Source organism: Phaeovulum vinaykumarii, assembly GCF_900156695.1.
Classification (GTDB): Bacteria; Pseudomonadota; Alphaproteobacteria; order Rhodobacterales; family Rhodobacteraceae; genus Bieblia_A; species Bieblia_A vinaykumarii.
Genome location: NZ_FTOM01000001.1, coordinates 396,450 through 422,238 on the forward strand (window position 1 = coordinate 396,450; position 25,789 = coordinate 422,238).

22 protein-coding genes and 1 tRNA gene are annotated in these 25,789 nt (G+C 70.4%); 13 read left to right on the plus strand and 10 right to left on the minus strand.

The genetic code is table 11. The features are described from left to right. Window positions 1-239 precede the first annotated feature (239 nt). From BW949_RS01875 to BW949_RS01890, 4 genes are all read left to right on the plus strand, one after another. Window positions 240-1,247, plus strand: coding sequence for an ABC transporter substrate-binding protein (locus BW949_RS01875; protein ID WP_076363215.1), 1,008 nt, complete (start codon window positions 240-242; stop codon window positions 1,245-1,247). A 72-nt stretch (window positions 1,248-1,319) separates the two neighbouring features. Continuing rightward, a complete protein-coding gene (locus tag BW949_RS01880; RefSeq protein ID WP_076363216.1) occupies window positions 1,320-2,114 on the plus strand; it encodes an ABC transporter ATP-binding protein in 795 nt (264 codons plus the stop codon). 80 nt (window positions 2,115-2,194) lie between these two features. Further along, on the plus strand, window positions 2,195-2,959 hold the full coding sequence (locus tag BW949_RS01885) for an ABC transporter permease (RefSeq protein ID WP_076363217.1): 765 nt from the start codon (window positions 2,195-2,197) through the stop codon (window positions 2,957-2,959). Between the two features lie 93 nt (window positions 2,960-3,052). Next, window positions 3,053-3,129: transfer RNA gene (locus BW949_RS01890), tRNA-Arg, on the plus strand. Between the two features lie 160 nt (window positions 3,130-3,289). On the opposite strand, the gene BW949_RS01895 is transcribed toward BW949_RS01890, so the two are convergent. Genes BW949_RS01895 through BW949_RS01905 form a run of 3 tightly spaced genes read right to left on the minus strand, consistent with a single transcriptional unit; the run spans window position 3,290 to window position 8,229 of the window. Next, window positions 3,290-4,408: an ABC transporter permease gene (locus BW949_RS01895; protein WP_076363218.1), complete on the minus strand. Its 1,119-nt coding sequence runs from the start codon at window positions 4,406-4,408 to the stop codon at window positions 3,290-3,292. A gap of 1 nt (window position 4,409) precedes the next feature. After that, window positions 4,410-7,211: a ribosome-associated ATPase/putative transporter RbbA gene (gene rbbA, locus BW949_RS01900; protein ID WP_076363219.1), complete on the minus strand. Its 2,802-nt coding sequence runs from the start codon at window positions 7,209-7,211 to the stop codon at window positions 4,410-4,412. Between the two features lie 4 nt (window positions 7,212-7,215). Further along, complete coding sequence (locus tag BW949_RS01905; RefSeq protein WP_235816175.1) at window positions 7,216-8,229, minus strand: HlyD family secretion protein; 1,014 nt, start codon at window positions 8,227-8,229, stop codon at window positions 7,216-7,218. 197 nt (window positions 8,230-8,426) lie between these two features. Between BW949_RS01905 and BW949_RS01910 the strand changes: the two genes are divergently transcribed. The 5 genes from BW949_RS01910 (at window position 8,427) to BW949_RS01930 (ending at window position 14,940) form a co-directional block, all read left to right on the plus strand. Further along, entirely contained in the window at window positions 8,427-8,606 is a 180-nt protein-coding gene (locus tag BW949_RS01910; RefSeq protein ID WP_076363220.1) for a hypothetical protein, read from the plus strand. A 162-nt stretch (window positions 8,607-8,768) separates the two neighbouring features. Continuing rightward, window positions 8,769-9,500 (plus strand): TetR/AcrR family transcriptional regulator, encoded by a 732-nt coding sequence (locus BW949_RS01915; RefSeq protein WP_159440034.1) that lies wholly within the window; start codon window positions 8,769-8,771, stop codon window positions 9,498-9,500. Window positions 9,501-9,653: 153 nt separating this feature from the next. Beyond that, the gene (locus BW949_RS01920; protein ID WP_076363221.1) at window positions 9,654-10,712 is read left to right on the plus strand and encodes an efflux RND transporter periplasmic adaptor subunit; all 1,059 of its coding nucleotides are present in this window, start codon (window positions 9,654-9,656) and stop codon (window positions 10,710-10,712) included. Beyond that, window positions 10,709-11,890, plus strand: a complete 1,182-nt coding sequence (locus BW949_RS01925; protein ID WP_083947528.1) for an efflux RND transporter periplasmic adaptor subunit — start codon at window positions 10,709-10,711, stop codon at window positions 11,888-11,890. Before BW949_RS01920 ends, BW949_RS01925 begins: the two co-directional genes overlap by 4 nt. Next, window positions 11,887-14,940 (plus strand): efflux RND transporter permease subunit, encoded by a 3,054-nt coding sequence (locus tag BW949_RS01930; protein ID WP_076363222.1) that lies wholly within the window; start codon window positions 11,887-11,889, stop codon window positions 14,938-14,940. Before BW949_RS01925 ends, BW949_RS01930 begins: the two co-directional genes overlap by 4 nt. A 3-nt stretch (window positions 14,941-14,943) precedes the next feature. On the opposite strand, the gene BW949_RS01935 is transcribed toward BW949_RS01930, so the two are convergent. From BW949_RS01935 to BW949_RS01965, 7 genes are all read right to left on the minus strand, one after another. Beyond that, window positions 14,944-16,176, minus strand: coding sequence for a lytic murein transglycosylase (locus tag BW949_RS01935; protein ID WP_076363223.1), 1,233 nt, complete (start codon window positions 16,174-16,176; stop codon window positions 14,944-14,946). 136 nt (window positions 16,177-16,312) lie between these two features. Beyond that, window positions 16,313-16,768 carry a YaiI/YqxD family protein gene (locus tag BW949_RS01940; protein ID WP_076363224.1) on the minus strand — a complete coding sequence of 152 codons (456 nt, stop codon included), beginning with the start codon at window positions 16,766-16,768 and terminating at the stop codon, window positions 16,313-16,315. Continuing rightward, window positions 16,765-17,184 carry a YigZ family protein gene (locus tag BW949_RS01945; protein ID WP_076363225.1) on the minus strand — a complete coding sequence of 140 codons (420 nt, stop codon included), beginning with the start codon at window positions 17,182-17,184 and terminating at the stop codon, window positions 16,765-16,767. Before BW949_RS01945 ends, BW949_RS01940 begins: the two co-directional genes overlap by 4 nt. After that, window positions 17,181-18,365, minus strand: coding sequence for an amidohydrolase (locus BW949_RS01950; protein WP_076363226.1), 1,185 nt, complete (start codon window positions 18,363-18,365; stop codon window positions 17,181-17,183). The genes BW949_RS01945 and BW949_RS01950 overlap by 4 nt, the downstream gene beginning before the upstream one ends. A gap of 43 nt (window positions 18,366-18,408) precedes the next feature. Further along, window positions 18,409-19,728 (minus strand): 3-deoxy-D-manno-octulosonic acid transferase, encoded by a 1,320-nt coding sequence (locus tag BW949_RS01955; RefSeq protein ID WP_076363227.1) that lies wholly within the window; start codon window positions 19,726-19,728, stop codon window positions 18,409-18,411. 55 nt (window positions 19,729-19,783) lie between these two features. Then, window positions 19,784-20,839 (minus strand): hypothetical protein, encoded by a 1,056-nt coding sequence (locus BW949_RS16985; RefSeq protein ID WP_076363228.1) that lies wholly within the window; start codon window positions 20,837-20,839, stop codon window positions 19,784-19,786. A gap of 15 nt (window positions 20,840-20,854) precedes the next feature. Next, window positions 20,855-21,553: a class I SAM-dependent methyltransferase gene (locus BW949_RS01965; protein ID WP_076363229.1), complete on the minus strand. Its 699-nt coding sequence runs from the start codon at window positions 21,551-21,553 to the stop codon at window positions 20,855-20,857. Window positions 21,554-21,815: 262 nt separating this feature from the next. Here BW949_RS01965 and BW949_RS01970 point away from each other — a divergent pair, with 262 nt between their 5' ends. From BW949_RS01970 to BW949_RS01985, 4 genes are read left to right on the plus strand one after another with little or no spacing between them, the layout of a single operon-like run. Further along, a complete protein-coding gene (locus BW949_RS01970; RefSeq protein ID WP_076363230.1) occupies window positions 21,816-22,862 on the plus strand; it encodes a beta/alpha barrel domain-containing protein in 1,047 nt (348 codons plus the stop codon). A 13-nt stretch (window positions 22,863-22,875) separates the two neighbouring features. After that, window positions 22,876-24,315, plus strand: a complete 1,440-nt coding sequence (locus tag BW949_RS01975; protein ID WP_076363231.1) for a class I adenylate-forming enzyme family protein — start codon at window positions 22,876-22,878, stop codon at window positions 24,313-24,315. Further along, window positions 24,312-25,133 carry a hypothetical protein gene (locus BW949_RS01980; protein ID WP_076363232.1) on the plus strand — a complete coding sequence of 274 codons (822 nt, stop codon included), beginning with the start codon at window positions 24,312-24,314 and terminating at the stop codon, window positions 25,131-25,133. The genes BW949_RS01975 and BW949_RS01980 overlap by 4 nt, the downstream gene beginning before the upstream one ends. After that, window positions 25,130-25,789, plus strand: coding sequence for a cyclase family protein (locus BW949_RS01985; protein WP_076363233.1), 660 nt, complete (start codon window positions 25,130-25,132; stop codon window positions 25,787-25,789). The genes BW949_RS01980 and BW949_RS01985 overlap by 4 nt, the downstream gene beginning before the upstream one ends.

Consider the following 25,789-nt stretch of genomic DNA (forward strand, 5'->3'; position numbering starts at 1 on the left):
AAACGGTGTCAAGCAGGTTCCATGCGGAAATCTCACGCCGCGTTTCGGGGCCCTGCGACGCGGCCTGGGGGCGCCTGACGTGCCTGAAACGCGCATCTTGCAGGCGTTTGCGCCCCAGCTTGCCGAAAAGTGCGGCAGATCCCCCAGCCGCCCGATTTGCCGTAACGCCCCGCTTGGACAATGCGCCGCACCGCGCCACGGTCTGGCCAAGACCAACAACCCAGACAGGAAGGTGTCCGATGTTCAGACCCACGATGGCCGGCCTTGCCGCCGCGCTCATGCTGTCCACCGCCGTCTCGGCCGAAACCGCGATGCCCTTCGCGCTGGACTGGAAATTCGAAGGCCCCGCCGCGCCCTATTTCGTGGCCGTGGACAAGGGCTATTTCGCCGCCGAGGATCTGGCGGTCGAGATCTCGGAAGGGGCCGGCTCGCTCGATGCGATCCCGAAGGTGGCCACGGGTGCCTTCCCGGTGGGATTTGCCGACATCAACAGCCTGATGAAATTCCTCGACCAGAACCCCGGCGCGCCGGTCACCGCGGTGATGATGGTCTATGACAAGCCGCCCTTCGCCATGGTCGGGCGCAAGTCGCTGGGCGTCGCGGCCCCGGCCGACATCATGGGCAAGGTGCTGGGCGCACCGCCCCCGGACGGCGCCTGGGCGCAATTCCCCATCTTCGCCGCCGAGAACGGCATCGACATGAGCCAGGTGACGGTCGAGCCGGTGGGCTTTCCGGTGCGCGAGCCGATGCTGGCCGAGGGCAAGGTGGCCGCGGTGACGGGCTTCTCGTTCTCGTCCACGCTGAACCTGATCCGCCTGGGCGTGCCCGAGGACGACATCTCGGTCATCCTGATGGCCGATCATGGCGTGGCGCTCTATGGCAATGCGGTGATCGTGAACACCGATTTCGCCAAGGAAAACCCCGAGAAGGTGACCGGCTTCATCCGCGCCGTGGCCCGCGGCTGGAAGGACGCCGTGGCCGATCCGGCCGCCGCGATCGACAGCCTGGTGGCGCGCAACCCCGCCGCCGATCCCGCGCTGGAAACGCGCCGGCTGGAAATGGCGATCGCGGCCGACGTGCTGACCGACACGGTCCGCGCCAACGGCATGGGCAGCGTCGATCCCGCGCGCATGGAAAAGGCCATCGCGCAGACCGCCACGGTCTATGAATTCACCCAGACCCCCGATGCCAGCCTCTATTTCGACCCGAGCTATCTGCCGACCGACGGCAGCCTCATGATCGACTGAGACGGCCTCGGGCCGAGACGCGACACCAACCGGCGGGGGCCCGATGCGGCCCCTGCCCCGACCGGGGACGGCATGGAACACCTCATCGAGATCAAGGGCGTCAGCCACGCCTATACGACCAAATCCGGCCCGCTGCCCGTCCTTGACGGTCTGGAGATCGCCGTCCCCGAGGGCGAATTCTGCGCCGTCGTGGGCCCGTCGGGGTGCGGGAAATCGACGCTGACGCGGCTGATCGCGGGGCTGATGCGCCCCGACCGGGGCGAGGTCTGGCTGCATGGCGCGCGCGTCACCTCGCCGCGCAAGACCGTGGGCATGGCCTTCCAGAACCCGGTCATGCTGGAATGGCGCACGATCCTGGAAAACGTCATCCTGCCGCTCGAGATCGTGGCGCCCAAGATGCCGCGCGCCGAACGGGTGGCGCGCGCCGAGCACCTGCTGGAGATGGTCGGCCTCAAGGGTTTCGAGGGCAAGCGGCCGTCCGAGCTGTCGGGGGGGATGCGCCAGCGCGCCTCGCTCTGCCGGGCCATCGTGCACAAGCCCGACGTGCTGATCATGGACGAACCTTTCGGCGCGCTCGATGCCTTCACCCGCGAGGATCTGTGGCAGACCATGCGCGACCTGCGCGCGGCCGAGCCCTTCACCTGCGTGCTCATCACCCACGACCTGCGCGAGGCGGTGTTCCTGGGCGATCAGGTGGTGGTGTTGTCGGGCCGCCCCGCCCGCACCCAGCGCGTGATCGACGTGGACCTGCCCGCCGACCGCACGCTGGACATCCTGTTCGAGCCCAGGGCCCAGGACATGCTGCACGCCTTGCGCGACGAGATCCGCATCGCCCAGGGGCGCGTGCCGGCCGCGCCCGCCCATTGACGGCCCAATGACGGCCCAATGACGGCCCAATGACGGCCCAATGACGGCCCAATGACGGCCCAATGAAGGAAACACCCCCGATGGAACATCTGCGCAAGATCGGCGTGCCGCTTTTGTCGATCGTCGTCTTCCTGGGCCTGTGGGAAGGGCTGGTCTGGGTCAACGGCTGGCCCAATTACAAGATGGCCTCGCCCTCGGACCTGCCGCCGGCCTTCTGGAAATACCACATGCTGTTTCTGGAAATGGGCTGGCAGACGCTGTGGCGCACGGTGCTGGGCCTGTGCATCGCGGTGGTCGCCGGCACCGGGCTGGGCATGATCATGGGCTTCTCGCGCATCGCGCGCGATGCGCTCTATCCGCTGCTGGTGGGCTTCAACGCCATCCCCAAGGCCACGCTGGTGCCGGTGATCGCGCTGATCTTCATCGGCCAGCACGATTTCAACACCGTGCTCATGGCCTTCCTGATCTCGTTCTTCCCGATCGCGGTGTCGGTCAGCATCGGGCTTTCGACGCTGGAACCCGAATACCGCGACATCCTGCGCGCGCTGGGGGCCTCGCGGCTGACGATCTTCCGCAAGATCGCGCTGCCGAAGACCCTGCCGGAATTCTTCGGCGCGCTGAAGGTGTCGGTGACGCTGGCCTTCATCGGCACCAACCTCGTCGAGATCGTCTCGCCGCACGGGCGGGGCCTTGGCGCGCTGTTCAAGTCGGGCGAGACCAACGGGGATTATCCGCTGATGTTCGCCGTTCTGATCGCGCTCGCCTTCCTCGGCATCGTTCTCTACTACGCGGTCGTCGCGCTCGAGAAGATCTTTGCCGGATGGGCCGAACGCCCGCACGCCTGACGGCGCCACGGCGCGGGGAAAACGGGGGGAAAGAAAAAGTGCAATTTCCCCCTTGCACCCCCCCGCGCCGGGCGATAGATACGCCTCCACAGCGCACCCGTAGCTCAGCTGGATAGAGCACCAGACTACGAATCTGGGGGTCAGGAGTTCGAATCTCTTCGGGTGCGCCATTTCCCTCCCACCTGCCAGAAACGCCGCCCATAAGGCGGTTTTTTCATGTCCGGGATCGGGTTCGGGTTTCGCGCGAAGGGGCCACCCGCGCGCCCGGTTTGCCCGCGCGCCCCAGTTTGCCCCGCGCATGGCGTTACAGCCAGATGCGCCGGCGCGCGCTCAGCCGCCCAGGATCTTGCGGAACCGCCCCAGCACGATCGCCACGGCCACCGCCGCCATGGCTGCCATCATCGCCATCTCGCCCCAGACCAGCGCCAGCCCCGCCCCGCGATAGAGCACCGCCTGGGCGAAGATCACGAAATGCGTCGCCGGCGAGATCGCGCGCAGCACCCATTGCAGCCATTCGGGCATCGATTCGAGCGGCGTCATCCCCCCCGACAACAGGATCATGATGACCATGACCGGGATCACCAGCAGCCCGAACTGCCCCATGTTGCGCGTAAACGACGCCATCAGCAGCCCGAGGCTGGCCACCGCCACGACATAGATCGCCGCCCCCGCCGCATAGAGCGCCACCGACCCCGCCACCGGCACCCCCATCACCCCCTGCACCACGACGATCAGGCTGAGAAGCGAGGCCCCCAGGATCACCGCCCCCGAGGCCAGGATCTTCGAGAAGACGATCTCGTGCGGGCGCACGGGCATCACCAGCACATGTTCGATCGTGCCGTGCTCGCGCTCGCGGATCAGCGAGGCACCCGACAGGATCAGCATCAGGATGGTGACGTTGTTCATCAGCTGCATGACCGCCGAGAACCAGCGCGAGGTCAGGTTGGGGTTGAAGCGGTTGCGGAAGACCACATCGACAAGGGCGGTGCCGTCCGCGCCCGGCGCGCGCCAGCGGGCCAGCTCCTGCGCCAGCACCTGCCGCAGGAAGGTCGCGCCATTGCCCGCCTGCGCGACCGCCGTCGCATCGACCAGCACCATCAGCTCGGCGTCATGACCGGCCCTCAGGTCGCGTTCGAAATCGGGCGGGATGGCCAGGACCAGCACCTCGCGGCCGTCGCGCTGGGCGGCTTCGGCCTCGGCCGGGCCGAGAAGCGCCGGCGTGGCAAAAAGCGGCGGCTGGATCGCGTCGATCAGGCGGGCCGACAGCTGGGAATGGTCCTCGTCGATGACGGCGACGGACAGGTGGTCGATCTCGGTGCTGGCGGCATCCGAGACCAGCCAGACCGCCAGCGTGAAGACATAGGCGATCAGCACCAGCATCACCCGGTCACCGCGGATCGCGCGCAGCTCCTTGCCGGTCAGCCACAGGATGTTCTTGAGGCTTCGCATGTCACGCCTCCTGCTTGCGCAAGGCCAGGATCGACAGGATCAGATAGGCCCCGGCAAAGCCCGCCAGCGCCAGGATGCCGGTCGCGGCCTCGCTCCAGCCGAAGCCCTTGACGAAGGTGCCCACCGACACCGGCTGGAACCACGCCCCCGGAAAGGCCTGCCCCAGCGCCCGCCCGGACGGTGCCAGCGACGACACCGGCACGATCAGCCCCGAGAAGTTGACCGTGGGAATGACCGACACCACCGCCGTGGCAAAGACCGCCGCCACCTGCGAGGAGGTGAACGAGGAGACGAATTGCCCAAAGCCCGTCGTCGCCGTCACATAGAGAAGTGCAGCCAGCCCCAGCGCCGCCAGATTGCCCGTCAGCGGCACGCCAAAGATCCACAGCCCGATCCCCACCAGCATCCAGAAGGCCACCCAGGCCAGCACCAGATAGGGGATCTGCTTGCCGATCAGGAATTCGATCCGCCGCACCGGCGCCGAGCGGAAATTGGCGATGGTGCCGGTTTCCTTCTCGCGCACCACGCTGACGGCCGACATGATCGCCGGGATCAGCATCAGGATCAGCATCAGGACCGAGGGCACCATCGCATGGGCGCTCTTGAAGGCCTGGTTGAACAGATAGCGCGTCTCGATCGTGACCGGATCGGCGGTGCCCAGCCCCTCTTCGGTCGCGGCCTTGTCGGCGAAATCCTCCAGAACCCCCAGCGCATAGCCGCGCGCTGTCTCGGCGCGGAAGGGCATCGCCCCATCGACCCAGAGCGAGATCTCCGGCACGTCGCCGCGGTGCAGGTCGCGCCCGAACCCGTCGGGGATCTCGAGCGCCAGCGTCAGCCCGCCCAGCCCCATGCGCGCGTCGATGTCGGCGGGGCCGGTCAGGTCGGGCTTCTGCTCGAACTGACGGATCGCGGTGAAGGCATCGACCAGACGGCGGCTTTCGGCGCTGCGGTCAAGATCGTTGACCGCAAGGCTCAGCCGGTCGACGTCGAAGGAAATGCCGAAGCCCATCGCCAGCAACAGCACCACCGGCCCCACCAGCGCAAAGAACAGCCGGATCGGGTCGCGCGTCAATTCCAGCGTCTCGCGCCAGCTATAGGCCATGAGCCGGCGCAGCCCCGCCGGCAGACCCGCGCGCCGCCGCGTCTCGGGGCCCTGGGGAATGAGGGCCGCCGTTGCAGCCGTTTCGGGGGCCGTCTCGGAAGGCGTCTGGGGGGGCGTCTGGGGGTGCGGCGCGTCGCCCGCGCCCTCGGCCTCGAGCACGTCGATGAAGGCGGCCTCCAGGCTCTCGGCCCCGCGCCGCGCCACGATCTCGGCGGGCGGGCCCACCTCGAGAACACGCCCCGCATGCATCAGCGAGATGCGGTCGCAGCGCTCGGCCTCGTTCATGAAATGGGTCGAGATGAAGATGGTCACGCCGCGGTCGCGCGACAGCGACATCAGGCGCACCCAGAATTCGTCCCGCGCGATCGGATCGACGCCCGAGGTCGGCTCGTCGAGGATCAGCACCTTGGGTTCGTGGATCATCGCCACGGCCAGTTGCAAGCGCTGGCGCAGCCCCAGCGGCAGGCTGTCGGGCATGGCGCCGGCCACCTCGGCCAGGGCGAATTCCTCCAGCACCTCGGCGATCCGCGCGGCCCGCCGTTCGGGCGCCACGCCGTAAAGGCGCGCGTGCAGGACCAGGTTCTGGCGCACCGTGAGTTCGGAATAGAGCGAGAAGTTCTGCGACATGTAGCCGATGCGCAGCCGCGCTTCGACATCGGCCGCCCCCAGCGGCGCCCCGAAGAGACGCGTCGTGCCCGCGCTGGGGTCCAGAAGGCCGGTCAGCATCTTCATTGTCGTGGTCTTGCCGCAGCCGTTCGAGCCCAGAAAGCCGAAGATCTCGCCCTCGGGGATGCGGAAGCTCACGTTGTCGACGGCGGTGAAATCGCCGAACCTGCGGGTCAGCCCCTCGGCCTCGATGGCGATGCGCGCGCCGGCATGATCGCGCGGGCGCAGTTCGACCTTGCCGCCGCGGGCGCGCCGGGTCGGCGGCAGAAGCGCCACGAAGGCCGCCTCGAGCGTGGCTTCGCCGGTGCGCGCGCGCAAATCGTCCGGCGTGCCGGTGGCGATCACCTGCCCGTCGTCCAGCGCCGCGATCCAGTCGAAGCGGTCGGCCTCTTCCATATAGGCGGTGGCGGTCAGCACGCTCATGCCCGGCCGCTCGGCGCGGATCGTGTCGATCAGCTCCCAGAACTGGCGGCGCGACAGCGGGTCGACCCCGGTCGTGGGCTCGTCAAGGATCAGAAGGTCAGGGTCATGCAGAAGCGCCGCGCACAGCCCCAGCTTCTGTTTCATACCCCCCGACAGCTTGCCCGCCGGCCGGTCGGGAAAGGGCGCAAGGCCGGTGGCCGCCAGCAGCCGGTCGATGCGGTGCGCGCGCTCCTGCGGCGCCTGTCCGAACAGCCGGCTGAAGAATTCAAGGTTCTCGCGCACGCTGAGCGTGGGGTAGAGATTGCGCCCCAGCCCCTGGGGCATGTAGGCGATGCGCGCCGCCGAGGCCGCGCGGTGGCGCCGGTCGGCCATGTCGCCACCCAGAACCTGCACGCGCCCCGTTTGCAGCCGGCGCACCCCCGCGACCAGCGCCAGCAGCGTGGACTTGCCCACGCCGTCGGGCCCGATCAGCCCGGCCATGACGCCGGCGGGAATATCCAGATCCACCCCTCCCGCGTCGCCGCCCAGCGCTTGCGTCGCACCATAAAGATGGCGCACGCCGGCCAGACGCGCGACGGCTTCGCCCGGATCCGGGCGGGCAAGAACCTCCATCACCTCACCCCGGAACGTTGACGGCCAGATCGGCGGGCCAGTCGGCCTCGGGGGTGGCGCGCACGAAGCCGAGGCCGCGCACCCCCACCTTCACCTGATCGGCATAGCGCACCAGCAGATCGCGCGGCACCGACAGCTTGACGCGGAACACCAGATCCTCGCGTTCCTCGGCGGTCTCGACCGCCTTGGGCGTGAACTGCGCCTGGGGCGCGATGAAGGTCACATGCGCGGGCACCACGATCTGCGGGATCGGGTCCAGCACCATCCGGGCCTCGTCGCCCATCGCCAGGATGCCCACCACCGAAGCCGGCAGATAGATGTTCATGTAGACATCGGTCAGATCGAGCAGCGTGACCACCGGCGTTCCGGCCGCGATCACCTCGCCGGGTTCGTGCAGCCGATAGAGCACCCGACCCCGGATCGGCGCGCGGATGGTCAGATCGTCCAGCGCGATCTCGGCCTGTTTCAGCTGGGCCTCGGCGGCCGCGATCAGCGCGGTGCCATTCTCGACCTGTGCGCGCGCCGCCGCCAGCGCGGCCTCGGCCGCGGTCAGCGCATTGGTGGCGTCATCCAGCTGGGCCTGCGCGGCATGACCATCGGCATGAAGCTTGCGCACCCGCGCAAGCGTGGTGCGCGCCACATCGCGCGCGCTCTCGGCCTGCATCACGGCGGCCTCGGCCTGGGCACGGGCCGCGCGCGCCTGAAGCACCGACGCCTTGGCCGCCAGAACCCGGGCCTGCGCGTCGCGGTCGTCGATCCGCGCCAGAACGTCGCCGGCCTCGACCATCGTGCCCTCGGCGGCGGTGACCTCGGTCAGCCGGCCCCCGAACTTGCCCGCCACGTCGATGCTCTGCGCCTCGATCCGCCCGTTCGAACGCGCGATCCCCACGGCCTCGTCCACCCCCGAGAACCGCGCGATCAGCGCATCGAAGGCGCCCTCGGCCCGAAGCGGCGCCGGCAGGACCAGCCCGCAGACCAGGGCCAGACCAAGAAAACGGGAAATGCGGGATCGGGTCACGACAGCCTCCTTGCTGGGACGGGCGCCGGATCGCGGCGCGGCGGGAAGACCGGACGGGCGGGGGCCGGTTCGGGGCGATCAAACGCCCGCTTGCGGGAAATGTCGAGTCCCGCCCCGCACCTTTATGTTGACAATATCGTCACAATGATGGAATCGTCATGCTAAAGCCGAAACCGGCCTTCGACAGGAGAAAACCGATGAAGACGACCCCCCTTCTTGCCCTTGCCGCGCTGGGCGTCCTGGCGGCCGGCTGTGCCGAAACGGGCAAATACCCGCTGACCGGCTGCGACCCGAACAGCCAATATCCGCTGAGCTGTGCCCCCATGACCCCGGCCGACCCGGTGGTTCCGGACAAGCCCAACGCCCATCTGCCCTGAGGCGCCCGCCCCGGAACGCGCAGCCCCCCCCCGGCCGGACCGCCCATGCGCCGCGCGCGGCGGGGGGGGTGCGCACCCCCGTCCGCGCCCCGTCCGTCCCCGGCGACCGCCTGGACCCTTGGAGGCCCCGCCCCGCCTGATATGGTTGCGCCCATGTGTCCGATGGATTCGCCCAGCCCCAAGCCGCCCCTGTCGGCCGTGCCCCCGCCGCAGGTCGTGGACCACCGTGTCCGCACCGCCGCCCGGCGCCGGGCAAACATGCGCAACCGGCTGATCGAAAGCGCGCTGATCGTCTTTGCCGAGAAGGGGCTGGACGGCACCGTGATCGACGACGTGATCCGCGCCGCGGGGGTGTCGCGCGGCACCTTCTACAAGTATTTCGTCTCGGTCCGCGAGGTGATGGTGGCGCTGAGCGCCGAGCTTTGCGACGAATTGCTGGGCTTTGTCGATGAGAGCCTGACCGGGATCGAGGCGCCCGATGCGCGCCTGGCGCTGGGCACCAGGCTCATCATCAACGCGGCCGGGGATTTCCCGCTGTTTGCCCGCTTCACCCAGGCCGCGGGCCTCGAGGCGGCGGGGCCCAACACCTTGATCTACACCTATCTTCCAAGCCATCTCGAAGACGGGATGCGCCAGGGCGCCTTTGCCCGGATGCCGTTGGCGGTGGCGCTCGATTTCATCACCGGGGCAGTGATCATCGCCATCACCCGCGCCGGCGGCCATGACGCCGCGGCCGCCTATCCGCGCGACATGGTGCGCAATCTGCTGCGCGGGCTGGGGGTGCCGGCGGCACGCGTCGAGACGCTCTGCGCGCTCGAGCCGCCCGATATGCACCTGCCGCCCGAAAGCCTGCTGGCCCGCGCCGAGATCCGCGCCCGCGATCTGGGGCGCTGAGCGCCCGCCGCTTTCACCCCCCCCGCGCGACCTACGCAACGAAAGACACCACCCCGGCGGGTTTTTCGGTGATTTTCCGCCATGCCCCCCTAGACTGGGGACCATGACCGCCCCCAAGCCCCCATCCCACAAGCCCCCGTCCCGGAGCGCCCGATGACCCCACGCCGCCTTGCCCCTGTCCTGCTCTGCCTTGCGCTGGCCCTTCCGGCCGCCGCCGACAGCCCGCTGGCGGTGCGTCTGGTCCGCGCCGCCGCTGCGCCCGACACGGTGACAATCGCGCTGAGCGGCGTGATCGAGGCCGCGCAATCGGTGCCCGTGGGCTTTCGCAGCGGCGGCCGGATCGTCGAGATCGCCGTCGATGTGGGCGCCAGCGTCACCGAAGGCCAGCTGCTGGCCCGCCTGGACGAAACCCAGGCGCGCGCCACCCTCGAGGCCGCGCGCGCCCAGCTTGCCGCCGCGCGCGCGCAGGCCGAACAGGAGCGCCAGGCGCGCGACCGTCTGGCCGGGCTGACGGCGCGGGGGGCGGCGACGCAGGCCGCGCTCGATGCCGCGACCCAGGATCTTCTGACCGCCCGCGCCGCGCGCGATCAGGCCGAGGCCGCCTTCGACAAGGCCCGGCAGGGGCTGGCCGACACCCGGCTGACCGCGCCCGTCGCCGGCATCGTGACCGACCGCCGCGCCGAAGCCGGCCAGATCGTCGGGGCGGCGCAGAACGTGCTGACGCTGGCGCAGGACGGGCTGCGCGAGGCGGTGTTCCATGCCCCCAATGCCGCCACGCTCGACAGCCTGACCGGGCGCGACGTGGTCCTGCGCACGCTGAACGGCCCGCCCTTGCAGGTCGCGGCCGTCATCTCCGAGGTCGCGCCGATGGTCACCCCGCAGACCGGCACCGTGGCCGTCAAGGCGCGGCTGCGGCCGGGGCAGACACCGCCGGGCCTGGGCGCCGCGATTGCCGCACAGGTGGATCTGCCGCAGCCCGCGGGCGTGGCGCTGCCCGCATCGGCGCTGGTGACGGCGAAAGGTGCCCCCGCCGTCTGGACGGTGGACGAAACCAGCCTGCGCGCGCGTCTCAGCCCGGTCGAGATCGCCCGGTTCTCGGAAACCGAGGTGCATCTGTCGGCAGGCGTGCTGCCCGGCGCGCTGGTCGTGGCGGTGGGGGCGCAGCTTCTTTATCCGGACCGCAAGGTGGCGCCGGTGGGAGCGCCGCAATGACCCGCCCCACCCCGCTTCCCCCGCCCGTTGGCGCCCGCACGCCGTGGGGCCGCGCCCTGTCGGGGCTGGCGATGGTTCTGCCGGTGCTGATGCTGCTGGCCGCGCCCCCGCTGCGGGCCGAGGCCCCGGCGGACACCGCCCTGCCGGCGCCCGCGGCCACCGCCGCGCCGCGGCCCGTCGTCTCCGAGATCCTCAGCCCCGAGGGCACGCGCCGGCGCAGCTTTCCGGGCGTGATCGCGGCGGCGGTGGAAACGCCGCTGGGGTTCCAGACGGCGGGGCGGATCGCCACGCGTCCGGCGGGTCTGGGCGACCGCGTTGCATCGGGCGCGGTCCTGGCCACGCTGGACCAGATCACGCTGGCCCAGGACGTGGCCGCCGCCCGCGCGGCCCTTTCGGCCGCCGAGGCCCGCGCCGATCTGGCTGAACAGACGCGGACGCGCGTGCGCGAGCTGCACCGCCGCGGCGTCAGCCCCGAGGCCCAGCTCGAGGCCGCCGAAGCCGGCGCCGACAGCGCCACCGCCAGCCTGCGCGCCGCCCGCGCCGATCTGGCCCGCGCCGAGGATGCCGCCCGCTTCGGCACGCTGCGCGCGCCCGCCGACGGGATCATCACCGCCGTGCTGGCCGAACCGGGCACCAATGTCACCCCCGGAACGCCGGTCCTGCAACTGGCCACCGATGCCGGCCGCGAAGCCGTCATCGACGTCCCCGAGGACGTCCTGACCCTGCTGGCCCCCGACGCCCGCTTTCGCATCATTCCCCGCGCCTTCGGCATGACTGCGCTGACCGGCCGGCTGCGCCTGATCGAGCCCGAGGCCGACAGCGGCACCCGCAGCCACCGTCTGCGCATCGCGCTGGACCCCGCCGGACACGCACCGCCGCGGCTGGGCACGCTGGTCACCGCGCGGCTTGAACGGCCCGACACGCCGGTGCTGACGCTGCCCGCCGCCGCGATCCTGCCCACGCCCGACGGCCCCGCGGTCTGGCGCGTGGACCCCGACCGGCGCGCCACGCGCACCGCGGTCACGCTGGGCGCGCCCATCGCCGGACCCGGCGCCGACCGGGTTGTCGTATCCGGGGGCCTGGCCGAAGGCGACGAGATCGTGATCCGCGGCATCCATTCCATCTCCGAGGGCCAGCCGCTCGGACCACGCCAGACGGCGGGAGAGGACAGACCATGACCGCGCGTTTCAACCTGTCGGAATGGGCGCTTCGGCACCGCTCGATGGTCTGGTTCATGATCATCGTGTCGCTGGTGGCGGGCGTTCTGTCCTATTTCAGCCTCGGGCGCGAGGAAGACCCCTCGTTCACCATCAAGATCATGACGATCTCGGCCGCCCTGCCCGGCGCCACCGCGGAAGAAACCCGCGAACAGGTCACCGACCGGATCGAGAAGAAGCTCCAGGAGCTGCCCAACCTCAAGTTTACCCGCTCGGAAACCTTCCCCGGCCGCACGCTGGTCTATCTGGAGCTGCGCCCCGAGACCCGCGGCCGCGCCGTTGCCGACACCTGGCAGAAGGTGCGCAACATGATGGGCGACATCCGCGGCGACTTCCCCGCAGAATTCGCGGGCTTTTCCTTCAACGACAGTTTCGGCGATGTCTATGGCACGATCTATGCCTTCACCGCCGACGGCTTTTCCCCGCAGGAGCTGAAGGACCATGTCGAGGCCGCGCGCTCGGCGGTGCTGACGCTGAAGGACGCCGGCAAGGTCGAGCTGATCGGCACGCGCGACCCGGTGGTTCATGTCGAATTCTCGGCGCGCAAGCTGGCGGCGATGGGGCTGGATCAGGGGGCGGTTCTCGACACGCTGGCCGCACAGAACGCCATCCTGCCCTCGGGGGTGATCCGCACCCGGACCGAGATGATCGCGGTGCGGCTCTCGGGGCGCTTTGCCTCGGCGGCCGAGCTGGCCTCGGCGCCCCTCAGGGTGGGCGATCGCTTCTTCACCCTTTCGGATGTGGCCGAGGTCCGCGACGGCTATGACGACCCGCCCGGCGCGCTGTTTCGCTATAACGGCCAGGACGCCATCGCGCTGATCATCGGCATGCGCCAGGGCGCCAATATCCTGAAGTTCGGCGAAGACCTGTCGGCGCTGATGGCGCGGGTCGAAGCGGGCCTTCCCCTGGGCATCGAGATCCACAAGGTGGCCGACCAGCCAAAGGTGGTCGAGACCTCGGTCGATCACTTCCTCAAGGCGCTGGTCGAGGCCATCGCCATCGTGCTGGCGGTCAGCTTCGTATCGCTGGGCTGGCGCGCGGGGCTGGTGGTGTCGATGTCGATCCCGCTGGTGCTGGCGCTGACCTTCGTCATTCTCGACATGATGGGGGTGACGTTGCAGCGCATCTCGCTGGGGGCGCTTATCATCGCGCTGGGGCTTCTGGTCGATGACGCGATGATCGCCATCGAGACGATGGTGGCGCGGCTCGAGGCGGGCGACGATCTGGGCAAGGCGGCCTCGTATGCCTGGACCTCGATCGCCTTCCCGATGCTGACCGGCACGCTGGCCACGGTGGCAGGCTTCATTCCCATCGGCTTCAACGCCAGCCAGGCGGGCGAATATACCCAGTCGCTGTTCTACGTTCTGTCGATCTCGCTTCTGCTGTCGTGGATCGTGGCGGTGCTGTTCGCGCCGCTTCTGGGCGCGACCTTCCTGCCCGCGCGCCTGCCCCATCACGACCCCCGCCCCGGCCGGCTGCGCCGCGTCTTTCACCGCGCGCTGAAGGGGGCGATGCGGGCGCGCTGGCTGACCATCGGGCTGACGCTGGTGATGTTTGCCACCGCGCTCTGGGGGATGCGCTTCGTTGAACGCCAGTTCTTCCCGGCCTCGGACCGCCCCGAGCTGCTGATCGACGTGAACCTGCGCCAGAACAGCGCCCTGGCCGCGACCGATGCCGCCATCGCCGATCTGGAACGCTGGCTGCTCGCGCGCCCCGAGGTCGACTTCCTGACCGGCTATGTCGGCCGGTCGGCGCCGCGCTTCCTGCTGTCGCTCGATGCGCCGACGCCCGCGCCCTTCATGGGCCAGATCGTGGTGATGACCCACGACCTGGAAGCACGCAACCGGCTGCGCGCGGCGCTGGACGCACACGGCGGCCAGACGCCGGGGGTGGATCTCTTCGTGCGCACGCTGGAACTGGGCCCGCCCGTCGGCAAGCCCGTGCAATACCGTCTGTCGGGCCCCGACCGCGCGGTTCTTCTGGACGAGGCGCGGGCGCTGGCCGCAAGGCTGGCCGATGACGCGCGGCTGGCCGATATCACGCTGGACGAGGGCGAGCCCGTGCGCGTGGCGCGCGTGATCCTGGATCAGGCGCAGCTGCGCCAGCTGGGGCTGACCCAGCGCGACGTGGCGCTGGCGCTGCGCACCCTCTATGACGGGACCACGATCACCGAATTGCGCCGCGGGCGCGACCTGATCGACGTGATCGCGCGCGGCCAGTCCCAGGATCGCAGCTCTATCGCGGCGCTCCAGTCGCTCCAGATCCCCGGCCCGGCGGGGGTGGCGGTGCCGCTCCTGAGCTTTGCGCGCATCGAATGGACGCTCGAGCCGCCGGTCCTGCACCAGCGCGACCGCGTGCCCACGATCACCGTGCGCGCCAGCGTCAAGGGCGCCGACCAGCCCGCCACGATCACCGCCGAACTGGCCCCCGAGATCGCGCGCATCGCCGAAACCCTGCCGGCGGGCTATGCCATCACCGCCGGCGGCGTCGCGGAATCGAGCGCCGAGAGCCAGGCCCCCATCATCGCCGTGGTTCCGGTGATGCTGCTGGTGCTGCTCAGCATCGTCATGATCCAGATGCAGAGCTTCCGGCTGATGTTCATCGTGCTGGCGGTGGCGCCGCTGGGGCTGATCGGGGTGGTGGCGGCGCTGGCGCCGACCGGGGCGCCGCTGGGCTTCGTGGCGATCCTGGGCGTGCTGGCGCTGGCCGGCATCTTGATCCGCAATTCGATCATCCTGATCCACGAGGTCGAAACGCTGGTCCGCGCCGGCAAGACGCGCTGGGAGGCGGTCTTCGAAGCCTCGGACAGCCGCGCCCGCCCGATCCTGCTGACGGCGGCCGCAGCCAGCCTGGCGCTGATCCCGATCTCGCGCGAGGTGTTCTGGACACCGATGGCCTTTGCCATGATGGGGGGCATCGTGGTCGGCACGCTGATCACGCTGCTGTTTGCGCCGGCGCTTTACTGTGCGGTCTTCCGGGTGCGCCCGCCGGCGCCGGACGCGGGGGGCTGAGCCTCAACGCGCCAGCGCCGCCGCAAGCGCGCGGTCGGGAAAGCAGGTCGGCGCGAGACCCTCGCCCTCCTGCCAGCGCCCGATCGCGCGGCGCGTCTTGAAGCCGGGCAGCCCGTCGACGCCCCCCACGTCATGGCCCCGCGCCACCAGCCCGCGCTGGAGCGCGGCGATCTGGCCCCGGCTGATCCGGTCAAGGGGCGCCCAGGGCGCGCGGAACGCGCCTGCGCCAAAGGCGATGCGGTCGCCGACATGGCCCACGAACAGCGCATAGAGATCGCTGGTGTTGTAGTCCTTGAGCACGAAGAAATTGGGCGTGACCAGAAAGGCCGGGCCCCGCCGACCGGCGGGCAGCATCAGGAACATCGGCCCGCGGCGCTCGGCGGCGGGGAAGGGCCGGCCCGAGACGCGGGCGATCCCCATCGCCTCCCATGCGGCCAGCGGCCGGCCCTGATCGGGCCCCTCGAGCGTGCACGACACCCCCGCGGGCAGGGTGACCTCATAGCCCCAGTCGCGCCCGGCCACCCAACCGTGATCGGCCAGATAGCGCGCGATCGAGGCGATGGTGTCGGCCGCCGAGGTCCAGATATCGGCGCGCCCGTCGCCGTCGCCATCGGCGGCATGGGCCAGATAGCTCGAGGGCATGAATTGCGGCTGGCCCATCGCGCCGGCCCAGCTGCTCTTCATCGCCGCGCGCGGCACCGGCCCGCGGGCCAGAACCTTGAGCGCGGCAATCAACTCGCCCCGGTAATAGGCCGCGCGCGGGTCCAGAAAGGCGCGCGTGGCCAGCACCCGGAACAGGTCATGCGGGATCGCGGCGGCGCCATAGGCGCTTTCGCGGCCCCAGATGGCCAGGACGATGTGCCCCGGAACGCCCGTGCGCCGCTCGGCTGCGGCAAGCGCAACCGCGTGCCGCGCCGCCATGCGCCGGCCCGTGGCCGCTGCCCCCTCGACCGCGGCGCGCCGGAAATAGGCCGCCGGGGCGCTGAATTCGGCCTGATGCTGGCGCGCGGGGCCCGGCGTTCCGGGCAGGGCCAGCCCCGGCAGATCAAGGTCCGGACGTGCGCCCGCAAGGGCTGCCTCGAAGATCGCGCGCGGCACGCCTTCGGCGCGCGCCTGCGGCCAGATCTCGGACGCCAGAAAACCCTGGAACTGGCGCGCAAGCGCAGCACGGTCCTGCGCCGCCACCGGCGCGCCCCAAAGCGCAAGGACCACAAGAACCAGCAGGGCACGCAGCATGGGCTTTCTCCGACGGGGCAGGACAGGGCAGAGGGGACCGGGCAGACAGGATCGGGCAGACGGGATCGGGGCCAGCCTAGCACCCGAAGGGCGCCGCCCGGCAAGCCTTTTGCCCCGCCCCCTGGACGCCCCCCCCTCAGAGACCGCGCAGCGCCCGCCCCAGCTCGCGGTCGAGCACCTGGAGAAACCGCGCCCGGTCGGCACGGGTAAAGCCCCCACCGCCGCCGCGCAGGAACGGATCGGCCGCGCGCAGATCCTGCATCAGGTCGCGCGTGGCCAGCCGCGCGCCGATATTGGCCGCGCTCAGCACCTCGCCGTCATGGCCCAGCACCCGCGCCCCGGCCTTGAGGCAGCGATCCGCCAGCGGCAGATCCGCCGTCACCACCATATCGCCCGGCCCGCAATGTTCGGCGATCCAGCGGTCGGCGGCGTCAAGCCCCTCGTCCACGATCACCAGCGACACCAGCGGGTTGGCCGACGGCCGCAGCCCACCGTTGCACACCAGCACCATCGGCACGCGCAGCCGCGTGGCCACGCGCTCGGCCTCGGCCTTGACCGGGCAGGCATCGGCGTCGATGAAAAGCGTGCTCATGTGTCCTCTCCGTCCGCGGCCAGGCCCGCGTCAAGCCCCCGCGCCGCAAGATACTGGCGCACCGCCTGCTGGACATGGCGAAAACGGTCGCCGCCCAGATGCTTGCCGCCATACCAGCGCACGACCACCACGACATGATCGTGCAGCCCCGCGCGTTCGAGCATGCGCAGGATCACCATTCCCGCGCCGCTTTCGCCGTCGTCATCCTTGATCGGGCCTTCCGCGGTGCTGAGCAGACCCCAGCTGCGATGCGTGGCCCGCGCGATCTTCTTGCGCCGGCGGAGCGCGGCCAGATGGGCGCGCGCCGCGGCCTGATCGCGCGCCGGCGCCCCGGCCACCGCATAGCGCGAGCCGCGGTCGCTGAGCACGTTCTCGATCACCAGAAGGCCGTCGGGGTCGGTGTCGGGACCGCTCATGCCGGCCCCGCGTCGTCTTCGGGCAGGCCCAGGCTGGCGGCCACCGCGCCCAGAAACAGCGCCGCGCCGGGGGCGATCAGCGCATCGGGAAAGTCGTAATCGGGGTTGTGGAGCTGCGGGTGGGTCTCGCCCGCGCCCAGGATGGCCAGCGCCGCGGGCGCGACCGCGCCGAACCGGCCGAAATCCTCGGACCAGCGCATGGGGCCCAGGCCTTCGATCACCGGCAGGCCGGCCTTGGCGCAAGGCGCGCGCCATTCGGCGATCAGGCCGGGATCATTGGTGCAGGCGGCGAAATCGTCGTGCCAGGACAGCGTGGGACACAGGCCGTCAGCGGCGGCCTCGGCGCGGATCAGGGCCTCGGCCTCGGCGCACAGGCGCGCCATCCCGGCATCCTCGAGGCTGCGCAGCGTCACCATCAGCCGCGCCGTGCCGGGGCTGATGCCAAAGCTCGGCACGCCCAGCGCGGCATGGGTGATCGTGGCCAGCCGAAAGCCCGGCGCCAGGGCGCCGCCCGCCGGATGGCCCGTGCCCAGCGCCGTCAGCGCCGGGATCAGCCGCGCCAGCGCGCCCGCGGGCGAACGCCCCGTCTCGGGCATCGAGGCATGCGCCGTGCGCCCCGCAAGCGTGATCTCGAGCCCGCGCGAGGCACAGCACATCGGCCCCGCGACCAACCCGACATGGCCCAGCGGCAGCCCCGGCAGGTTATGGAGCGCCAGCACCCGGTCGGGCGCCAACGCCGCAAAGCGCGGGTCCGCCAGCACCGCCGCCGCGCCCTGCCCGGTTTCCTCGGCCGGCTGGAACAGCAAGACCACACGCCCGCGCAGGGGCGGCCTGCGCGCCAGAACGCGCGCCACGGCGCACAGGATCGCCATATGCCCATCGTGGCCGCACAGATGCCCCCGGCCCGGCACGCGGCTCGCATGGGGGACATCGTTCGTCTCGGGGATCGGCAGGGCGTCGAGTTCGGCGCGCAGCATCAGCGTGGGGCCGGGGGCCGCGCCCTCGAAAACCGCCGCAAGCCCCGTGCCCCCCAGCCCCTCGATCAGCTGCGCGGGGCCAAGCGGCGCCAGAAAGGCCCCAAGACGCGCCGCGGTCGGACCTTCATCGCCCGAAAGATCAGGGGCGGCATGAAGTGCGTGGCGCAGCGCGGTCAGATCGTGAAGATCGTCGGGGCCAAGCATGTCCGTCTTCCTTTCTTCTGTGCGCGGCCAAAACGGGGGGACCTCAGCGGGGGGACAAGCTGGCTGCGATCAGCGCGGCGGTCGCGGCCAGCGGGTCGGTCTCGGCGGCCAGCACCGCGCGCGCCTGCGCCACCATCTGCGCGCGCGCCGCCCCATCGGCGCCCAGATCGGCCACGGCGGCGGCCAGCGCGGCGGGGCTATCGACGCAGCGCGCGCCGCCTGCGGCGTCCAGCCGGGCATAGAGATCGGCGAAATTCGACACCATCGGGCCATGCAGGATGGCCGCGCCATGGAGCGCGGGTTCATAGGCATTATGCCCGCCCACCGCCACCAGCGAGCCGCCGATGAACGCCACCGGCGACAGATCGAACCACAGCCCCATCTCGCCCAGCGTGTCGGCCAGATAGATATCGGTGTCGGGGCCCGGATCCTGTCCCAGGGCGCGTTGCGCCACGCGCAGGCCGCGCGCAGACAGCTCGGCGCGCAGGGCCGGGCCGCGTTCGGGGTGGCGCGGCGCCAGGATCAGAAGCGGGCCGGGGCGGGACGACCGCGCGCCCATCGACTGCGCGCCCGCGGCAAGCGCCTCTGCGATCAGGGCTTCCTCGCCGGGGTGGGTCGAGGCCGCAAGCCAGCAGGGGCGCCCCCCCAGACAGGCCGCCAGCCGCGCCTTCTCGGTTTCATCGACCGGCAACCGACCCGCCGCGCTCTTGAGCGCGCCCACGACATGGAGCCGGTCCGCAGGCACCCCAAGCGCCCCCAGCCGCGCCGCGGTGGCCGCATCGGGCACGGTGATCGCGCGGAACCGGCCCAGCAGCGCGCGCGCCGTCGCCGGCACCCGCGCCCAGGCCCGCGCCGAACGGTCCGAGATGCGCGCATTGACCAGAAGAAGCGGGATGCCGCGCGCCGCGACCGCCCGCAGAAGCCGCGGCCAGAATTCGCTTTCGACCATCACCGCCACATCCGGGCGCCAATGATCGAGAAACCGCGCCAGCGCCCCCGGCAGATCAAGCGGCGCGAACTGGTGGATCACGCCTTCGGGCGCGCGCGCCGCCAGAAGACGCGCCGAAGTCAGCGTGCCCGTGGTCAGGAGAACCTGCGCGCGCCCCTCCGCGCCGCCCGGCGCCACCAGACGTTCGAGCAGCGGCAGCACCGACAGGCTTTCGCCCACGCTGACGGCATGGACCCAGATCAGCCGCCCCCGCGGGCGCGGGTGCGAGGCCTGCCCCAGCTTCTCGGGCCAGCGGTCGGGGTCTTCCTTGCCCGCCGCCAGACGCCGGCGCAGCAGCAGCGGCGCGAACGGCGCCAGCGCCCGGCTGAGCAGATCATAGCCGGCAAGAAGGGCGGTCGAACGGGTGTCGGTCATGCGTGTCCTGACTGCGGCGCGGCGGTTGTTCTGCGCGACGGGGCCATGGCGGGGCTCAGAGCGCGGCCATCGTGGCCTCGATCGCGTCGCAGGCCTTCTCGATATTGGCGGCGACATCGCCGTAATGGGCCTGAACGCCTGCGATATCGGCGCGTTCGGGGGCGGCGAAGAAGGTCTCGAGCGCGTCCATCCCGTCGATATTGGGCAGGTTGCGGAACACCGGCTGGTCGTTTTCATAGATCGCCGTGGGCCGGTTCATGTAGACGCTGTCCAGCACCGCGGTCGAGGCGGTCGAGACGCACATGTCGGCCAGCCCCAGCACATCGGTGATCGACATGCCGCGCAAAGGCCCCTTGTAGGCATGCGAGAAGACGACATTGCCCACATCGGCCAGCGCGCGGTCGTGGTGTTCGTAAAGCGCACGCACCTTGCCGCGGTGGCTGCGGATGATGATGCGGTCGCTCGGATGGGCGGCGGCAAAGCGCGCCACGAGGTCGTAGAAGCGGGCCACGTCCTCTTCGCCGTAGCGGCCCGCCCAGCGGAAGGAATGGCAAAAGAGGATCGTGCGCGCGCCCTGGAACAGCGCCCCCTTCGGCGGGCGCGGCGCAAAGAGAAGCGGCTTGATGAAGCCCACCGGCACGGTCCTGGCGCGCGTCTCGGGCGACAGGATCTCGGGAATGATCAGGTCTTCGAAGGTCAGCAGCAGCCGCGAGCGATAGTCGATGCCGCGCGGGTCCGTGGCCAGGTTCAGCTTGCCCTGCATCACCCCGTGCTGGACGAAGATCGTGGGCAGGTCGAGATCCAGCATGGCCAGGCTGCGCGGCCGGGTCGAGCTGTTGTCCATGGTGGGATCGACCATGGTGATGGCGCAATCGCCGCGCCGCAGCCAGGATTTCGGGAACAGCTTCAGCCAGCGGCTGGGGCGCACGGTGAGGTCAAGCCCCGAGGCCGCCACCAGCGGGCGCAGGCGCGGTTCGCGGCGCAGCACCTCGGAGGGCGAGAAGCAGACCGGCGTGACCCGCCCGCGCGCCTGCAACCGGCAGGCGATGGTGAACAGCGCCTCGTATTCCGGCAGCCCGTTGAAGAAGAACAGAAGACGCGGCTTTGCCATGTGATCCGGCCCCGCTCAGCCCTTGCGGCGGGCGCAGAAGACATGCCAGTGATAGGCCAGCCCGAACCATTCCATGTCCAGATCGGCATGGCAGAAGGTGTCGAATTCGCCGGCGAAGGCGGCTTCGAGATCGGCGCGGTCTTCCATGCAACGCATGATCTCGCCGTTGCGGCCGCCGTCGAAGTAATCGTCCATGATGACGCGATAGCCGGGGCGGGCCTCGACGGGCACGCTGTTGCGGAAGATGAAGCTGGTCTTCTTGGGGATCGAGGCCACGATCCAGCCGCCGGGCCGGAGCACGCGGGCCATCTCGGAGACGTGGTCGTCGAAGGTCATGCCGCCCAGCGACATGTAATAGCAGCTGTTCCAGGTCATCAGGCGGTCGAAGCTGGCCGTGTCGAAGGGCAGCGCGCCGGCATGGCCCGTGCGGATGTCGGCCGGCACGCCATAGCCCGCCATGCGCGTGCGCAGCACCTCGCAGATCGCGTCGGTGATCTCGACCGCCGAGACGGAAAAGCCCAGCCCGTGGAAGAACGGCAGGTGGCGCCCGTCGCCGCAGCCCACGTCCAGGATCGACAGCCCCGCATGCGCGCGCGGCATCTGCAATTCGGGAAAGCGGCCCTTGAAGATGCGGATGACGCCCTCGGCGGGATAGGCCATCTCGGCCTGCGCAAGGTAGAGCTTGTCCCAGGCCTTGTCCGATTGATACGCCATTGCTGCCCCTCCGCTATGGACCCTGCCCCGATCCTTACGGCGCTTTGGGCAACCAGCACAAGACTTGCCGCCCTTCGGCGCGGGCTCTGGCGCCCTTCGGCGCGGGGCTGGCCGCCGCGCCCGCGGCCCCGCGTGCAATTGCGCCGCGGGGCAAATATGCCTATGTGTCGGGGCGTCCCCCGGCCGCCGCGCGGCGGGCAGAGGACAGGCCGGAACGGGGCCGGCGGGGCCTTTGGGGCCGGGCAAGAACGGGGGGACGGGCATGAAGATACTCGACACGACGCTGCGCGACGGCTCCTATGTCATCAATTTCGGCTTCACCGCCGCACAGACCGCCGATATCGCGGGCGAGCTCGACCGCGCCGGGATCGACCTGATCGAGGTCGGCCACGGCGTCGGGCTGAACGCCGGCCCGCATGGGCAGGGCATGGCCGCCGAAACCGACGAAGGCTACATGGCCGCCACCGCCGGCGCGGTGCAGAACGCGCTGTGGGGGATGTTCGCCATTCCCGGCATCTGCGATCTGTCGCATCTGGATGCCTGCATCGACCACGGCATGGGCTTCCTGCGCTTCGGCGTGTCGATCGACGCCTATCAGAAGGTCCATCCCTTCATCGAGAAGGCCAAATCCGCGGACATGATGGTCTGCGTCAACTTCATGAAATCCTATGCGCGCGAGCCCCTCCTCTTCGAACAGGCCGCCCGCGACGTGGTCAGGACCGGCGCCGATTACGTCTATGTGGTCGACTCGGCCGGCAACATGACGCCCCGCCGCGTGCGCCAGTATTGCGAGCGCATCGGCGATCTGGCCTTCGGCTTTCACGCCCACAACAACCTCGGCCTGGCCATGGCCAATGCGCTGGCCGCCGAGGAATGCGGCGCGCAGATCATCGACTGTTCGCTTCAGGGGATGGGGCGGTGCACCGGCAACACCATGACCGAACATTTCGTGGCGCTGATGCAGCGCGAGGGCAAGCTGGGCCATATCGACCTGATCGCGCTGCTGGATGCGGCCGAGGAAAAGGTCCGCCCGCTGCTGTCGCAGGTGGGCCATGACAGCGTGGACCTGATCTGCGGCTATGCGGGGTTCCATTCGTCCTACATGGACGTGATCCGGCGCAATGCCATCGACTTTGACGTCGATCCGCGGCTTCTGATCATCGAGGTCTGCAAGGACAACCAGTCCGAGGCCCCCGAGGCCCTGGTGCGCGCCAAGGCCGAGGCCCTGCGCGACGCCAGCGCGGCACGCGGCTTCCGCCACCGCTTCCCGCTGACCCAGTATTTCGGCAACGAACAGGAAGACCTCTGAGGGGGACCGGGCGATGTCGGAGCTGATCGCGCGCTATTTCGACCGTCTCGCCGGGCGCGAGGACGCGGTTCTGACCGACCTGTCGGGGGGCCTGCGGCGCAGCGTCACCGGGCGCGATCTGCCCGACCTCACGGACCGGGTGGCGGGCTGGCTCGCGGCGCAGGGCGTGCAGCGCGGCGACCGCGTGGTCGCGGTCTTCGACAACCGGCTCGAGGCGGCGCTTCTGTTGCTGGCGGCCTTGCGCCACGGGATCACGCTCTGCCTGCAACCGGCCAATGCCGAAGCGCAGGCGCTTGCCGATCTGGCCGCGGGGCTGGGCGCACGCGCCATCATCAGCGCCGCCACCCCCTGCCCCGAAGGCGCCACGCCCCTGACCCTGGAGGCGGCCGCGGCCAGCCCCGCGCACCCCGCCCCCGATCTGGCACCGCAGACGCCCTTCACGCTGACCTTCACCAGCGGCTCGACCGGGGCGCCCAAGGGCATTCTGCATGCCGCGGAAAGCTTCCTGGGATGCGCCGCGGCCTTCAACCGCCAGACCGGGATCGGCGCGGGCGACCGCTTCCTGAACGTCATGCCGATGTATTACATGGCCGGCATCTTCAATGGCCTTCTGGCGCCGCTTGCGGCCGGGGCGTCGGTGGTCATCGACGCGGCCTTCGGCACCCCCACCGCGCTGCGCTTCTGGCCGCGCGTGGCCGAGGAGGGGATCACCGCGCTCTGGCTCTCGCCGACGATGCTGTCGCTGGTGATGCGGCTCGATCGCGGCGACAAGGTGCTGCCCGCGGGCTTTCGGCGGCTGTTCGTGGGAACCGGGGCGATGGCCGCGCGCGACGCACAGGCGTTTCTGGACAGCTACGGGATGGCGCCGCTGCAATCCTACGGGCTGTCCGAGCTGCTCTATATCTCGGTCGACGATCCGGGCCAGCCCCATTTCGGCAGTGTCGGCCGCCCGCTCGACGGCGTGAGGGTCCATCTCGATGCCGACGGGCGGCTGGGCTTTTCCACCCCGCATGCCTTCCTGGGTTATCTGGTCGAGGGCGCGCTGATCCCGCCCGAGCCGGTCTTTGCCACCAGCGATCTGGGCGCGCTCGAGGACGGGATCCTGTCGATCCTGGGCCGCAGCGACGACATCATCCTGCGCGGCGGCGTCAACGTGAATCCCATCGAGATCGAACGCGCGCTGGCGCCGCTGTTCAAGGGGCGGGGCTTCTGCGTCACCGGCCTGCCCGATGCCACGCTGGGCCAGAAGGTGGTTCTGGTCTTCGAGGGCGCGACCGCGCGCCCCGAGGATGACGAGATCTGGGCCCGCGCCCGCCAGATCGTGGCGCAGGGCCCCGGACGCGCGCAGCTGGACGCGCGCGCGCAGATCGCGGCGCTGCCGCTGGGGCCAACGGGCAAGATCCGCCGCGCGGCCCTGCGCGAAACGCTGGCCGCGGCGGAGGGGGCGGCGTGATCCTGGGGCTGAGCCATATCGCGCTGGGCACCGACGACATTGCGGGGGCCAGCGCGCGCCTGGAACGGCTGGGCTATGGCCTGCGCTTCGACGAACCCGCGCTGGAGAACCACCCCGACAAGGCCGATTTTCTTGACCATTACCAGCCGCGCCACCATATCCGCGCGCTGGCGGCCGAGGGCGCGATGGCGATCGAGCTGCTCGATCACGGCGCGCTGGGCACCGAGCAGAGCGCGGCCCTGATCCCGGTCTTGCGCGGGCCCGCCCCGCTGGCCGACTGGACCCCGGTCGCGGCGGCGGAGCTGCCGCTGGCCCCCGAGGCCTGGCCGGCGCTGGAACGGGCGCTTGATGCGCGCCCGCGCGCCTTTCATGACCCGGTGTTGAAGCTGACCTTCCTGTGGCTCGACAGCACGCAGGCCCCCGGCCTGCACGCCTGCGTGCTGCCCCATGATGCCGACGCCGCCCCCGCGGATCTGCTGGCGGCGCTGCGCTTTCGCGCCGATCCCGCGCGCGGGCTCTGGTCGCTGCTGACGCCCCTGCCCGCGCTTCAGGCCCGGCTGATCCCGCTGCCGCGCCGCCCGGCACCGGGCTGGGCCGTGGTGCCGCGCCTCGATCAGCGCGGCTGCGCCTGCCTGGCGCTGATGGCGCGCGGCACCGGCGCCGCCCTACCCCCCGCCGCCCTACCCCCGGCCCTGGCCACCGCCTTGCGCGGCTCCAGCCGATCCTTTAGCCTGACCGTCGCCCACAAGCCCTGCCGCATCACGATGGCCTTGCCCGGCCAGGGGCCCTTTGTCGAATTGGTGGAACCCCAGACATGATCATCGACCTGACCATGACGCTCCGCGAGGGGCTGATGACCTTTCCCGTCCATTGGCACCCGGTGGTGGAAATCACCCAGCTGGGCCGCTTCGAGGTCGAGGGCCGCGAGACCCGCAAGATCGTGCTGGGCACGCATACCGGCACCCATGTCGATGCGCCCCGCCATTTCGTGAAGGCCGGCACCACGATCGAGAAGACCGACCTCGACCTTTACCACGGGCCGGCGCGGGTGCTCGATTTCACGGACCTGCCCGACAAGACCGAGATCACGCTGGAGATGCTTCAGGCGCGCATCGGCGCCGATTTCCCGCCGCGTATCCTGTTCCGCTATGACTGGGAGCGCCGGCTCGACAATCTCGAATATTATTCCCACCACCCCTATCTGTCCGAGGACGCCTGCCGCTGGCTGGTGGCGCAGGGGGTGAAGCTGGTGGGCTTCGATGCCCCCATGCCCGACGATCCGCGCAACGGCCGCGGCGCCGAGAAGGACTCGCCCAACCACACCATCTTGCTGGGCGGCGGCACGGCGATCCTGGAATATCTGGTCAATCTGGCGCAGATCCCGCCGGGCGATTTCATCCTGTCGGCCCTGCCGATCAAGATCGCCGAGGGCGATGGCGCGCCGGTGCGCGCGGTGGCGATCGTGGCGGATTGA